We start from the raw sequence: 13,617 nt of genomic DNA, 5'->3' as shown, positions 1-13,617 counted from the left end.
GTGTCGCGGGCGCTCTGCCCGACGGGGGGGTGGGGGCGGCCGGGTCGTCCGGTCCGCCCCCTCCCCGTACCCGCTCGGCCGGTGCTCGACGGCTCAGCAGCTCAGCGGGTGATCCACACCGTGGTGTCCCGAGGTACCGCGCCGCCACTCAGCCCGCCGCTGGCCAGCAGTACGGTCGCTCCGGCGGGCAGCTCGTACGGGCGCTCCCCCAGGTTGACCACGCACCGGAAGCTCTCGCCCCGGTCGAACACCAGCACCTCCGGTCCGGCGTCCACCCAGGTCAGCGTCTCGGGCAGGCCGACCAGCAGCTCCCGGCGGAGCGCCAGACCCGTGCGGTAGAGCGTGAGGACCGATTCGGGATCGGCCTCCTGGGCCTCCACGGCGAGCGCCGACCACGCGGCCGGCTGCGGCAGCCAGGGAGCGGCGGCGGACGCGGTGTCGTCGCCGGCGGAGAAGCCGAGGGAGGTGCCGGTGGTCTGCCACGGCAGCGGGACGCGGCAGCCGTCGCGGCCCCGGTCCATGCCGCCGGAGCGGACGAAGGTGGGGTCCTGGAGGAGGGCGTCGGGGAGGTCCTGCACCTCGGGCAGGCCGAGTTCGTCGCCCTGGTAGACGTACACCCCGCCGGGGAGCGCCAGGGTGAGGAGGGCGGCGGCACGTCCTCTGCGGCGGCCGAGGACCGGATCGCTGGGGTCCAGCAGCCGCTTGTCGCCCATGTCGAAGGAGGTGTCCTCGCGACCGTAGCGGGTGACGTGGCGGATGGTGTCGTGGTTGGAGAGCACCCAGGTGGGCGGGGCCCCGACCAGTGCGTGGGCGGCGAAGGTGGAGTCGACGACCCCGCGCAGGGCCGCCGCGTCCCAGGCGCAGCAGAGGAAGTCGAAGTTGAACGCGGAGTGCAGTTCGTCGGGGCGCAGGTAGCGGGCGAACTGCTCGGGGCTGGGGAGCCAGACCTCGCCGACGAAGACGCGTTCGCCGTCGTAGGTGTCGAGGAGCTTCCGCCAGGAGCGGTAGATGTCGTGGACGGGCGCGCAGTCCTGGTACGGAAGGTCGGTGACGTCCGGGTCGGGGCCGACGTCGGGCAGGCCCGGCGCCTTCGCCAGTCCGTGCGCCACGTCGATCCGGAAGCCGTCGACGCCCCGGTCGAGCCAGAAGCGGAGGACGTCTTCGAACTCCTCGCGGACTTCCGGGTGTTCCCAGTTCAGGTCGGGCTGTTCGGGGGCGAACATGTGGAGGTACCAGGGGCCGGGGGTGCCGTCCGCCTCGGTGATCCGGGTCCAGGCGGGGCCGCCGAAGTAGGAGTTCCAGTCGTTGGGCGGGAGTGCGCCGTCGGGGCCCTTGCCGGGGACGAACCAGAAGCGCTCGCGTTCCGGTGAGCCGGGTCCGGCTGCCAGCGCCTGCTGGAACCAGACGTGCTGGTCGGAGCAGTGGTTGGGCACCAGGTCGACGAGGACCCGCAGCCCGTGTCCGTGGGCCTCGGTGATCAGCGCCTCGGCCTCGGCGAGGGTGCCGAAGAGGGGGTCGATGTCGCGGTAGTCGGCGACGTCGTAGCCCGCGTCCGCCATCGGCGAGGTGTACCAGGGGTTGAACCACAGGGCGTCCACGCCGAGTTCGCGCAGGTACGGCAGGCGGGCGCGGACTCCGGCGAGGTCGCCGGTGCCGTCGCCGTTGCCGTCGGCGAAACTGCGTACGTAGATCTGGTAGATCGCGGCGTGCCGCCACCAGGGGGTGGTCACTCTGAGACTCCTTGCTGTGGGGATACGGGGTGGTGCGGGCCCGTGGTCAGGCACGGGCCCGCACCCGGTCGGGGTGTCACCAGCCGGTGTTGCCGGAGCCCTTGTTGACCGTGAATCCGCCCGCCAGGGAGAGGCCGCCGGCGGCGGCTCCGGTGACGGTGGTGCCGGAGAAGGTTCCGGAACCGGCGGAGTTGATTTCGATGCCGTACGAACCCGCCGTGGTGATGGTCAGGTTGGCGACGGTGAGGGACTGGACGTTCTTCTGCCAGGAGACGAGAAGTCCGCTGTAGGTGCTGTCGAGGACGGTGTTGTCCTGGAGCAGGATCGGCGCGGTGATGTCGGAGGAGTCGGCGTAGACCCACAGGGCGCCGAGCTTGCTCGCCCAGTTGGGCTCGTAACCGCCGGTCCTGGTCAGGGTGTTGCGCAGGACGACGGTGGTTCCGCTGAACGGCACGGGGGCGAACCGGCTGCTGATCGCGATGCCGGAGGAGCCGGTGACCGTGTCGGCGAGGAGGTTGTCCTCGACCCGGTTGGCGTTACCGCCGTAGATGCCGACGGCGTTGGCGAGCAGGGGCAGTTGGACGGTGTCGAAGCGGAAGGCGCTGGTGCTGACGGCCTGCGCCTCGGAGAACATGGCGAGCCCGTCGTCGCCGGTGTTGCGGACGCTGCTGTGCGATACCTCGGTGCCGGTGGTCCCCTTGTGGAGGTTGACGCCGTCGGCGAAGGTGTCGCGGATGCGGAGCCCGGCGGCGTAGAGGCCGTTGGTGGGCGCGTCGATCCAGAGGCCGACCTTGGTGTGCTCGATCCAGAGGTTCGTCAGGGTGGAGCCGTTGCCGAAGTCGCCCTCGACGGCGGCGTCGAAGTTGGCGTCGTCGCGGTAGCGGACGTCACCGGCGATCATGAGGTCCTGGACGTTGCTGGTGCCGCCTCGCCCGAAGAGCCCGCCCTTGCCGTTCTTGCCCCGCAGCACGGTGTACCACTGCCCGGCGCCCCGCAGGTCGGCCCCCGCGAGGTCGACGTGGCCGGAGATGTCGTACGTACCGGCGGGCAGCCAGAGCCCCTTGCCCTGCGAAGTGGCCGTGGTGACGGCCGCGTTGAGGGCGGCGGTGTCGTCGGTGGAGTCGTCCGGGGTGACGCCGAGGGTGGTGGCGGAGACGAATCCGGTGGACGGCATGGTGAGGGCGGCCGGGACGGCCTCGGTCTCGACCAGGTCCAGCGTGTAGGAGGCGGCGGTGTCGCCCGCGTCCTTCTGGAACTTGAGCACGGTGCCCGCGGCGAGGTGGCCGGTGAGGGTCCGTGTCTCGTCGAAGAAGTGGTGCCCGGAGCCCTGGGACGGCGTGTTGGTGTACGGGTAGCTGCCGTAGACCCAGCTGTACGTGGAGCTGAGACCCAGGTCGCGGACCTGGGTGCCGTTGGCGTAGACGCTGAGCGTGGAGTCGGCGCCGGTGCCCGCCGCGTTGTCCGGTACCGAGTAGCGCAGGGTCAGCGCGTCGGCCGGCTGGGTCAGGGTGAACTGCACGTACTCGCCGGTCTGGTCGAGCACCACGGCCCGGCGGCCGGAGGCCTCGGAGGCCACGGTGAGGTAGGTGCGGTCGGGTCCTGTGGTGGAGGCGTTGGTGGTTCCGGACTCCGCCTCGTACGCCGTGTACGGGAGGGTCGCGCCGCGCACGGCGTTGGGGGTGGAGCCGGTGACGGTGACCCCGTCGAGCTGGAGGTTGCCGTTGTCGCCGGAGGCGGTCTTCAGCGTGACGTGGTTGAGCGAGGCGCGCAGGGGCACGTCGGTGGTCGCGGTGGCCCAGGCGCCGTTGGTCGCGGGCAGGGTGAGCACGCGGACCTTGGTGCCGTTGGCGAGCAGAGTGATCGTGGCGGCGGTGGCGTTCGGGGTGCGGTAGCGCAGCACCAGCGGGTAGGTGGCGGCGGACGGGGCGTTCACCGCGAGGACCGCGCGGGCGCCGGTGGTGGTGAAGCCGGTCAGGTAGCCGGTGGACTCGTAGCCGCTGACGGCGGAGGCCGTGGTCGCGCCGCCCGAGACGAACGCGGTCTCGGCCTGGTGGGTCAGGGTGACCGGACCGGTCTCGGCCGGGGTGGTGGCGGTGAGGCTGTCGAGGTTGACGTTGCCGCTGTCGGCGGTGGTGAAGGTGAGGGCGACGGTGTTGGTGCCCTTCGCGTAGGTCACCTGCTCGTCCTGGGTGGACCAGGTGTCCCAGTCCGCCGTGGGGGCGAGGCTGATCTGGCGGACCTTCGACCCGTTCACGTAGAGGCTCAGCGTCATCGCGGCGCCGGTGCCGTTGGCGTACCGCAGCGCGACCGAACCGGTCCCGGCGAGGGAGGAGGGGACGGAGAAGGTGACGGAGGCGGCGCCCTTGTGGGCGTCGGTGAACCCGCCGACGAAGCCGCTCCCGGTGAAACCGGAGTGCTCGGTGGAGACCGCCGCACCCCCGGAGAGCTGCGCCGACTCGGCCTCCAGACCGGAGGAGCCGGTGCCGGTGCCGGTCCCCGTGCCCGTGCCGGTGGTGGCGGTGAAGGAGTCGAGGTTGACGTTGCCGCTGTCGGCGGTGGTGAACGTGAGCGCGACGGTGTTCGCGCCCTGCGCGTACGTCACCTGTTCTTCGCGGGTGGACCAGGTGTCCCAGTTCGCGGTCGGCGCGAGACTGATCTGGCGGACCTTCGACCCGTTCACGTAGAGACTCAGCGTCATCGCGGCGCCGGTGCCGTTGGCGTACCGCAACGCGACCGAACCGGTCCCGGCGGCGGACGACTGGACCGGGAAGGTGACGGAGGCAGCGCCCTTGTGGGCGTCGGTGAAGCCACCGACGAAGCCGCTGCCGGTGAAACCGGAGTGCTCGGTGGAGACCGCCGCACCCCCGGAGAGCTGCGCCGACTCGGCCTCCAGCGCGGTGGTGGCGGCCTGGGCGGTGGTCGCGGAGGTGGCGCCGAGCAGCAGAGTGCCGAGCATGGACAGGAGCAGGGGGACGACGAGACGTGCGGCGCGGGGGCGCCGGCGTGGTGCAGGAGACACAGCGGTGTGCCCTTCCTGTGGGTGGGGTCCCTGGACGTGCGGGGGTAGGGGGGGTGGGTGCTCGCGAAAGGGGACCGGTGGCGCGCGGGGTCAGCCCTTGAGGCTGCCGGCGGTCAGGCCCGCGATGATGTGCCGCTGGAAGATCAGGAAGAGGACCAGCAGGGGGATGCTGGCCATGACCATTCCGGCGAGCAGCTGGTTGGCGGGCATGAACTCCGCCAGCCGGTTGAGCGCGACCGTGATGGGCTGCTTCGCCTCGTCGGGGAGGACGAGCATCGGCCAGAGGAAGTCCTTCCAGACGCCGACGATCGCGAAGATCGAGACGACGGCGAGGACCGGCCGGGAGAGCGGCAGCACCACGGAGACCAGCACCCGGATCGTGCCGGCGCCGTCGATCCTTGCGGAGTCGAGGAGTTCGGCGGGTATCTGGTCGAAGAAGCGCTTCAGCAGAAAGATGTTGAAGGCGCTGGCAGCCGCCGGGAGCCAGATGGCGAACGGTGTGTTGATCAGGTTGACGTGCAGGATCGGTACGTCGACCACGGTGAGGTACGTCGGCACCAGCAGCGCGGACACCGGCAGCATCAGGGTCGCCAGCATCATGCCGAGGATCACGTTGCCGAGGGCCGGGCGCAGCTTGGAGAGCGCGTAGGCGGCGGACACGTCGATGATCAGCTGGGTGAGCCAGGCGCCCAGCGCGAGCACGAAGGTGTTGAGGAAGAAGTGGCCGAGCCCGACGTTGGTCCAGGCGTCGGTGTAGCTCTCGGGGTGGAAGCTCTCCGGTACGAGGGTCGGGGTGGGGGCGGCCAGTTCGCTCGACGACTTCAGCGCGCCGGAGGCCATCCAGTACAGCGGGAAGACGAAGGCGAGGGTGAAGCCGATCAGGGTGGCGGTGAGGACGAAGCGGTGGAGGAACCTGCCGACGCGCCGGTTCATCTCGGTGGGTGCGATCAGGGTGCGGGTGGGTGTTTCGGCGGCCATGACTCTTCCTCTCAGCCCTTGCTCCGGGTCAGGCGCAGATACACGCCGGCGAAGGCGCCGAGCACCACGAAGAGCAGGGTGCTCATGGCGCTGGCCAGGCCGAAGTCGTTGTAGACGAAGGCGTAGCGGTAGAGCAGCAGCAGGACGGTGACGGTGGCGTCGTCGGGCCCGCCGCCGGTCAGCACGAACGGCTCCACGAAGACCTGCATGGTGCCGATGACCTGGAGCAGCAGGGTGATCATCAGGATGAACCGCATCTGCGGGATCGTGACGTGCCACAGCCGCCGCCGGATCGACGCGCCGTCGAGCTCGGCCGCCTCGTACAGCTCGCCGGGGATGCCGCCCAGCGCCGCGAGGTAGATCAGGGTGGTGGTGCCCATGTTGGCCCAGGTGGAGACGAGGACCAGGGAGACCATCGCGAGGTTCTCGGACTCCAGCCACTGCTGGGGCGGGAGGTGGAAGACGTCCAGCACGTTGTTGAAGAGGCCCGGTCCCGGATCGTAGAACCAGCGCCAGAGCAACATGGTGACGACCGAGGGCAGCATGACCGGCAGGTAGACGGTCATCCGGAGGTACGCCTTGCCGCGCCGCAGTTCGTTCAGGACGACGGCGGTCGCGAAGGGGGCGGCGAAGCCGAAGACCAGGGCGAGCAGGGTGAACCAGCCGGTGTTCTTCCAGGCGGTGAGGAAGAGCGGGTCGTCGAAGAGCCGGCGGAAGTTGTCCAGCCCGACCCACTCGGCGGGCTGTGCGAAGGTGACCTGCTGGAAGCCGAGCAGGATGCCGCGCACGATCGGGTACCAGGAGAAGAGCGCGAAGCAGATCACTCCGGCGGCGAGGAAGAGGTACGCGACGAGGTTCTCGCGCACTCTGCGCCGGAACCGGCCGGTCGCCGCCCCGCCCCGGGCGGCCGGGCCGGCGGGCGATGCCGGTCCCCGGGCGGGAGAGGTCTTCGTGCCGGGGCCGGACGCCCCGGCGGGTGCCGGGGCTCCGTCGCGTACCGGGGTCCGGTCGCGGGCGGTGGCGCGCGCCGGGGAGGTGGGGAGCGGTCGACCGGCCATGATCACTTCACCGTGGCGAGGATGGAGTCGGCGCGCTTCGCGGCGTCGGCGAGCAGCTTGTCGAGGTCGGCGTCCTCCTTGGTCAGCACGGACTGCATGACCCCGTCGAGGACGGTGTAGAGCTGCTGCGCGTTCGGCGGCTCGACCTTGACGGCGACGTCGTCGCTGCGGTCGACGAACGGCTGGTAGTTGGCCTGCGGGACGTTGGCGTACTTCGCGTGGATCGCGTCGTTCTTGGCCTGCGCCGCACCGTTGAAGAGGTTGGGCTGCGGGAGGCCGATCGGCACGTCGAGGCCGGAGAACTTCTTGACGTTCTCCTCCTCGCGGTCCGGGTTGAGGTACTTCCACTGGATCCACTGGAGCCCGGCCTTGATCTTCTCCGGGGACGCCTTCGGGTTGAACATGAAGCCGTCGCCGCCGCCGAGGGTCGCGGTGCCGGGGAGGGCGGCCAACCCGTAGTCGTCGTACTTGCTCTCGAACTGCTTGACGATGGTGGGGATGTTGTCCGGACCGGCCATGTACATCCCGAGCTTGCCGGAGCCCATCATCTTCTGGACGTCGGCGATCTCCAGGAGCTGGCGGGTGCCCATGGACTTGTCGGTCCAGCGCATGTCGTGCAGGGCCTGGAGCGCCTTGCGGCCGGCGTCGCTGTCGAACGCGGCCTTCCACTTCCCGTTCTGCTGGGTGGCCACGTCCCCGCCCATGGAGTAGATCCACGAGGTGAGGTGCCAGCCGCCCTGGTTGTTCTTGCTGTAGTCGGCGTACCCGACGGTCCCGTCGCCCAGCGCGCTGATCTTCTGGGCGGCGGTGCGCACCTCCTCCCAGGTGGTCGGCGGCTTGTCGGGGTCGAGCCCGGCCTTCTTGAAGAGGGCGCGGTTGTAGACGAGCCCGAGGGAGTAGTTGCCGGTGGGCACCCCGTAGATCTTGCCGTCGGGTCCCTTGAAGACGTCCTGGAGGGCGGGACGGATCTGGTCCAGGTACGGGACGCCCTTGAGGTACTTCGTGATGTCGGCGCCCTGGCGGCGCTGGATGAGCCCGGCGGGGTCGGTGAAGTAGACGTAGTACACGTCCTCCAGCTGGCCCCCGGCGAGCTTGGCCGCGAAGGTCTTCGGGTCCATCTGGCCCTCGCGGGCGTCGATCTTGATCTTGGGGTGGGCCGCCTCGAACTGCTTGACCAGGTCTTCGAAGTCCTTGCGGTCCTCGGGCTGCGTCTTGGCCGGCATCCCGTTCACGCTGATCGTGACCACGCCGTTCTCGTCGACGCCGGACGAGGAATCGGAGGAACCGCCACAGCCCGTGAGGGCCAGGCCCAGGGCGAGCGCGGTCGCCGAACCGAGAAGTTGACGCCTGCTGACGCCGGCCATGCCATTCATGCGAATCGCCTTCCAGATGGGTGCCCCCGGGCTGCGGGACCCGATGCACGTGAACAGCGCTGAAGGTAGAAGCCGGTTACGCAAGAAGTCAATGCATCTGCGCAAGAATGTAATCAGCAGGACCCTCGGTGGTGACGTGAGGCCGCTCACCGAGGGGCGGCCCCGCGGCAGGCGTGCGCGACCCGCGGAAGGTGGCCCGCCACCCCCCGCGCGCCACCGCGGGCGGCTCAGCGGGGGCGGCCGGCCGTCGAGCCGCGCACGATCAGCTCGGTGTCGAACATCAGGAGGTCGTTCGCATCCGCACGCCCTTCGATCTGACCCACCAGCGCGGCCACGGCCGCCGCCGCCATGGCCTGGACGGGCTGCCGCGCGGTGGTCAGCGGCGGGTCCGTGGCCACCATGTACGGGGAATCGTCGAAGCCGACGACCGACAGGTCCTCGGGCACCCGCAACCCCTGCCGACGGGCCCCGCGGATGACTCCGAGCGCCAGCGCGTCGCTCGCGCAAACGACCCCGGTGACCCCTTCGGCCAGCAGACGGGGCAGCGCGGTGGCCCCGCCCTCCATGGTGAACAGGGCGTGCGCGACCAGCCGCCGCCACTCCTCCGGCGCGTCGCCCCGGCGGCTGCAGAAGGCCGCGAACCCGGCGAGCTTCCGGGCCGAGGGGACATGGCCGCCGGGCCCCAGGACCATGCCGATCCGCTCATGCCCGAGCGCCGCGAGATGGGCGAGCGCCTGCTCGGCGGCGAGCGCGTCGTCCACCCTCACCTGGGCCACCCCGGAGTTCTCGTCCGCCGCGTTGACCAGCACCATCGGTATTCCGCGCTCCCGCAGCACCTGGCCGTGCTCCGGTCCGGCGTCGGCGTAACTGGCGCCCACGAAGACGATCCCGCCGATGTTCTGCCGTAGCAGCATCTCGATGTAGTGCGCCTCCGAGACCCCGTCCTGACTGTGCGTGCACAGCACGGGAATGAGCCCCCGCCGGTCCAGCAGGACGCACAGGGCCTCGGAGAACGCGGAGAACACGGGGTTCTGGAGGTCGGGCACGACCAGGCCGATCAGCGCCGCCCGCTCCCCGCGCATCCCCACCGGCCGCTCGATGCCGCAGACGTCCAGGGCGGCCAGCACCGCCTCGCGGGTGGGGGCGGACACGCCCGTACGCCCGTTGAGGACGCGACCGACCGTGGCCGTACTGACGCCCGCGTACGCGGCGACTTCGGAGATCCTTCGATTCATCACGAAGTCAGCGTGACAAGAATGAGCGCAAAAAGAAAGATCACTTACGTAAGAAACTTACTTTGGCTGACGCACACCCCTGCGCCCGGCGCGTTCTCGCGGGTACGGCATCGCAGCAAACGGGGCGGAGGCGCGGCACGAGGCGCACGGCGGCCCGCCGCACGACCGCGACCCCCGACCCCGCCCCACCCTCACCCTCCCCACCCCGCCCCGCCCCGTTCCACCCCGTCCCGAACAGGGGTGTCATCAGCACCCCCGTGGAGCAGGTATTATTTTCGAGTCAGCAGGCGCCGCTAGCTCAGTTGGTTAGAGCAGCTGACTCTTAATCAGCGGGTCCGGGGTTCGAGTCCCTGGCGGCGCACGACACGACAGTGGGGCGGTCTCCGGCATCGGAGACCGCCCCACTGCGTTGTGCCGTCCTGCTGTTCGTCGATGGTTCAAGGGCTCGGCCGTCCCGCCCGAACGGCCGCGCTTCTTCCGAGGGGCATCACGTCCGGCCGTCGCCGATCGCGCTCCCCTCCCCACTCACGCCGATGTCTCGCGGACCGGCGCTTCTCGCACCTGTGCCGGTACGGGGGCCGTCGAACGCCCACCCGCCTCCGGCGCGGGGATCAGAACTTCACGTCCGAGCAGGAGTAGAACGCGTTCGCGGTGTCCGCGATCGTCCACACCGCCAGGATGATGTGGTGGCCGGTCTTCCCGCTGGGGATGGTGCCCGTCTGCGTCAGCGTGGCCGGCGGCTGCTGGTTGTTGTACGGCACCGTCAGGAACGGCTGCGAGTCCAGCGAGGCCCGGGTGAGCGGCTTCGTCGGGTCCCAGCCCTGCTTGGTGATGTAGTACCGGAAGTCCGTCGTGGAGTGACGGGCGGTGAACTGCCAGCGGAAGTTGAACGACTGGCCGCCGGTGACCTGCGTGGTGGGCCAGTTACCCCCGCGCGGGTCGTCGAGCTGCGCGAACTCGGTGTGGTTGGCGGAGCAGATCTTCCCGTCCGCCGGACCCGCCGTCGGGAAGCCCTTCGGGCCCTCGACGCTCTGCGGCTCCCACTGGATGTTGCCGCAGTTGGTGACCGTGCCGTTGGCACAGAGCTTCTGACGGCTGATGGGGTTGTCGGTGTAGCCGTGGCTGCTGGCGCTGCTGGTGGCGAGCGCCGAAGCGCCCAAGATCGCCAGGCCGACCACGGCCGCGCTTGCCCTCTTACGCATGCTTCGCTCCTCAGGGACATGGGGACTTTTCGGTGAGCACTGCTCGTGAAGCGCGCGGTCGTGCGGTCTAGACCAAGTCCCACAGTATGGACGCGCCTTGAACATGTCCAGACCACTGCGTGACGGCATTCCGTTTCGCTATGCTGCGCTGCCGCACGGCTCCCTCGGGCCCCTCAGATCCCTTCGCCACCACCCCGCCCCGTGTAGAAGGCCACCGTCAAGTCCCTTACCAGGGACTTGCGTTCGTAGTCGTCGAGCGCGACGAGCCCACGCGTGGTGAGTCGGTGGACGGTGTCGTCGACCGCGTCCACCACGGAGGTCAGCACGCTGTCCCGGTGCCTCGCGTCGAGCGCCGCGACCCGGCGGCGCTGCATCGCCGCCGCGACCTCGGGGGCGTACTCGATCCCGGTCGGCTGCGCCGAATACACCTCCACCCCGACCGGCTCGCAGTCCGCCTTCAGCATCCGGGTCAGGGCGTCCCCGACCGCCTCGGCGTTCCGCAGCGTGGGGGCGTCCTCGTGGAAGGCGTCGGCGGGCAGTTGCGAGAGGACCCGGGCCATCGCCGCCTCGACCTGTTCGCGCAGGTACGCCTCGTGGTCCGCGACCCCCAGCACCGCCCGGACGGTGTCCTTGACCCGCCAGACGACGAGAACGGTGACCCGCAGCGCCGTGCCGTTCGCGTCCACGGCGGGCATCGGCTCACTCCGCCAGTGCCGCAGCCGGACGTCGGTGCGGCGCCGGAGCAGCAGCGGGGAGACCCAGAAGAGCCCGGTACGCCGGACACTCCCCCGGTAGTCGCCGAAGAGCGTCAGCACCAGGGCGTACCCGACCCGCCCGCGCCCGAGGCCCCCGAACGCGAAGAGCACCACGGCCACCAGCGCCGCCAGCACCGCCCGGAGGCCGAGGCCGATGCCCTCGTACGGGCGCGGCCCGATGCCGAGCCGGGTCTGCGCCGTCCCCGGCAGCGCACCAGCCCACCAGAGGACCACCAGCGCGGCGGCGCAGCCGGTGATCCCGGTGAGCACGGCCACCCAGCCGGGCAGGGCCGGTCCGGGGCGCTCGCGCAGCCGGGGATCGGCGACCGGCGCGGGGCGGGTCACCGCACCGACCTGCGGCGATCGGGGTACGGGCGGGCGCCGGGCCCCGGCACCGGGCCGGTCGGCCGGCAGCGCGTGGCGGGCCACGGCGACGGGCAGCGAGGCGACCCCGGCGGTCCGTCCCGGGTCTCCGCCGCCCCCGCCGTCCCGGGCGGGGCCGCCCGGCGGTCCGTAAGGGTCCGGTGCGCCGGTACCGGCGCGCGGGAGGATCCCGGTCCGGTCGTCGGGGTCGCGGGGTTCGTCGCGGAAGAGTAGGTGCACCGGGATGGACGCGGTGGACTCGTTGGCGATGACCGGCCGACGGCGGCCGGTCACCCGCCGGTCTCCCTCGCGATGACCGCCGGCCGGGGCGGGCACCTCCCCGGCGGGCGCCTCCGCGGGTGGCGCCTCTCCCCCGGCAGCCCCCTCGACTCCGCCTCCCCCCTCGGCTCCGCCGGTCCCGTCGACTCCGCCTCCCCCCTCGGCTCCGCCGGTCCCGTCGGCCGGGCCGGCGCCCTGACTGCTCGCGGGCACCGAGACCGTGGCCGAAACCGTGCGCATCCAGGAGGTCTCCGTCCCGCCGTGCTCGAGTTCCAGCACCACGTCCACACAGGGCCCCTCGGCCTCGGGCCCACCCTCCGTACGCGGATCGCGGTCCGCGGGCCGACCGGGTTCCGGGACCGGTTCTCCGCCCGGGCCCGCCCCCGGTCCGGCGGCGTCTCCGGCACCACGGCCCGCCCCTGCGCCGTCTTCCTCGTCTCCGTACACGAGCCACCGTTCCCTTTCCGCACTCCGGCGATCCGGAGCTGTCGATCCGCCGAGCCGCCGGGCCGCCGCACCGACGGAGCATCGGTCCTCCGATCCGCCGGGCGGGCCTCGGCCCTTCAGGAGAAGAGCCGCCGCCAGGTGTCCGGCCCCGGGTAGCCGTCCGCCACGCCACCGCGCCAGCCCTGGGCCCGCTGGAACGCCTCCACGTTGCGCCGGTCCGCCTCGGTCCAGCGGCGGCCCGGCCCCGAGGCGTAGTGCCGCCCGTACCCCTTCTTCACCAACTGCCTGCCGAGCCGCTCGACATGGGCGTTCGATTGACCTGGCTTGAAATAGCCCCGTCCGGGGAAGGGCGGAACCGCGCTCGAACCGCCTCCCGACCCGGCCGCCGGGATGTTCCTTCCGGTGCCGTCCACGAGTCGGCGCCAGGTGTCGGGGCCGGGAAGGCCGTCCGCGTTCGCGCCCCTCCACCCCTGCGCCTGCTGGAACGCCCGGGTCGCGCGCCGGTCCGCCTCGCTCCAGGCGGGGCCGGGGCCCTGGGCGTAGAAACGTTTCCCGCCCCGCGCCACCAGCATCTCGCCGAGCCGGGTGACATGGGCGTTGCGGGCTCCCGGCCCGAACGTGGCGGCACCGGGATACCCCGCCGACGAGCCGCCGCCGGAACCGCCGGCGAGCCCCCGGTAGCGGTAGGCGAGGTACTTGTCGGAGTTGCTCCAGTACGCGAGGGGCGTGGTCTTCTTCCGGGTGGCCGGGGGTGTCTGCTCGTACGCCATGTACTGGGTGTGCGCGCTGTTGGTCCAGCCGCCGAAGATCGTGACGTGCGACCCCTTGTTGGGGTCTGCCGGGTTGTGGAAGAGCAGGATGTCGCCCGGCTGCAGCTGCGAGCGCGCGATCCGCGTGCCGTACGAGGAGAGGCTGCCGGTCCATTCGTTGCCGCCCAGGTCCCAGGCCATCGAGACATAGCCGGAGCAGTCCTGGCGGTACCCGTCGGACCAGTACTTCTCCATGTCGTACGGCACCTTCGCGGCCACCCACGTCTTGGCGCGGGAAATGATCTCCCCGCGGGTGGTGGTCCGCAGGACCAGGGGCGCGGGAGGCGGTCCGCGATCTGCCACCCGTCCTCGTAGTCGGGGAACTCGGGCAGCTTCTTCAATACCGCAGGGGCGCCGAGGGAACTGCCG

Annotated in this window: 9 protein-coding genes and 1 tRNA gene; 1 reads left to right on the top strand and 9 read right to left on the bottom strand. The window is 71.1% G+C overall.

Annotated features, from left to right (window positions below; translation table 11 throughout):
- Positions 1–101: 101 nt before the first annotated feature.
- From ACWD3D_RS22795 to ACWD3D_RS22770, 6 genes are all read right to left on the bottom strand, one after another.
- Positions 102–1,730 (bottom strand): glycoside hydrolase family 13 protein, encoded by a 1,629-nt coding sequence (locus ACWD3D_RS22795; RefSeq protein WP_451462668.1) that lies wholly within the window; start codon positions 1,728–1,730, stop codon positions 102–104.
- A gap of 76 nt (positions 1,731–1,806) precedes the next feature.
- Entirely contained in the window at positions 1,807–4,749 is a 2,943-nt protein-coding gene (locus tag ACWD3D_RS22790; protein WP_451462667.1) for a CBM35 domain-containing protein, read from the bottom strand.
- A gap of 90 nt (positions 4,750–4,839) precedes the next feature.
- Positions 4,840–5,727, bottom strand: coding sequence for a carbohydrate ABC transporter permease (locus ACWD3D_RS22785; RefSeq protein ID WP_451462666.1), 888 nt, complete (start codon positions 5,725–5,727; stop codon positions 4,840–4,842).
- Positions 5,728–5,738: 11 nt separating this feature from the next.
- Positions 5,739–6,785, bottom strand: coding sequence for a carbohydrate ABC transporter permease (locus tag ACWD3D_RS22780; protein ID WP_451462665.1), 1,047 nt, complete (start codon positions 6,783–6,785; stop codon positions 5,739–5,741).
- A gap of 2 nt (positions 6,786–6,787) precedes the next feature.
- Positions 6,788–8,158: an extracellular solute-binding protein gene (locus tag ACWD3D_RS22775; RefSeq protein ID WP_451462664.1), complete on the bottom strand. Its 1,371-nt coding sequence runs from the start codon at positions 8,156–8,158 to the stop codon at positions 6,788–6,790.
- A 227-nt stretch (positions 8,159–8,385) separates the two neighbouring features.
- Positions 8,386–9,393 carry a LacI family DNA-binding transcriptional regulator gene (locus ACWD3D_RS22770; RefSeq protein ID WP_451462670.1) on the bottom strand — a complete coding sequence of 336 codons (1,008 nt, stop codon included), beginning with the start codon at positions 9,391–9,393 and terminating at the stop codon, positions 8,386–8,388.
- Between the two features lie 287 nt (positions 9,394–9,680).
- Between ACWD3D_RS22770 and ACWD3D_RS22765 the strand changes: the two genes are divergently transcribed.
- Positions 9,681–9,754, top strand: a tRNA-Lys gene (locus ACWD3D_RS22765).
- Positions 9,755–10,004: 250 nt separating this feature from the next.
- Here ACWD3D_RS22765 and ACWD3D_RS22760 read toward each other — a convergent pair.
- The 3 genes from ACWD3D_RS22760 to ACWD3D_RS22750 all read right to left on the bottom strand — a co-directional run.
- Complete coding sequence (locus tag ACWD3D_RS22760; RefSeq protein ID WP_451462663.1) at positions 10,005–10,595, bottom strand: lytic polysaccharide monooxygenase auxiliary activity family 9 protein; 591 nt, start codon at positions 10,593–10,595, stop codon at positions 10,005–10,007.
- Positions 10,596–10,768: 173 nt separating this feature from the next.
- Positions 10,769–12,670: an SPFH domain-containing protein gene (locus tag ACWD3D_RS22755; RefSeq protein ID WP_451462669.1), complete on the bottom strand. Its 1,902-nt coding sequence runs from the start codon at positions 12,668–12,670 to the stop codon at positions 10,769–10,771.
- Positions 12,556–13,617, bottom strand: a 1,062-nt coding sequence (locus tag ACWD3D_RS22750) for a peptidoglycan-binding protein (RefSeq protein ID WP_451462662.1), incomplete at its 5' end; no start/stop codon positions are given. The genes ACWD3D_RS22755 and ACWD3D_RS22750, both read right to left, overlap by 115 nt.

Source organism: Streptomyces sp. NPDC002690 (assembly GCF_053592415.1).
Note: the sequence above shows the minus strand (reverse complement) of the source record. Positions and strands in the feature narration are given on the sequence as shown.

Excerpts from the sequence above, each read along its gene's own strand:
- ACWD3D_RS22785 (WP_451462666.1), bottom strand. The coding sequence starts at position 5,727 with ATGGCCGCCGAAACACCCACCCGCACCCTGATCGCACCCACCGAGATG.
- ACWD3D_RS22780 (WP_451462665.1), bottom strand. The coding sequence starts at position 6,785 with ATGGCCGGTCGACCGCTCCCCACCTCCCCGGCGCGCGCCACCGCCCGC.
- ACWD3D_RS22775 (WP_451462664.1), bottom strand. The coding sequence starts at position 8,158 with ATGAATGGCATGGCCGGCGTCAGCAGGCGTCAACTTCTCGGTTCGGCG.
- ACWD3D_RS22770 (WP_451462670.1), bottom strand. The coding sequence starts at position 9,393 with ATGAATCGAAGGATCTCCGAAGTCGCCGCGTACGCGGGCGTCAGTACG.
- ACWD3D_RS22760 (WP_451462663.1), bottom strand. The coding sequence starts at position 10,595 with ATGCGTAAGAGGGCAAGCGCGGCCGTGGTCGGCCTGGCGATCTTGGGC.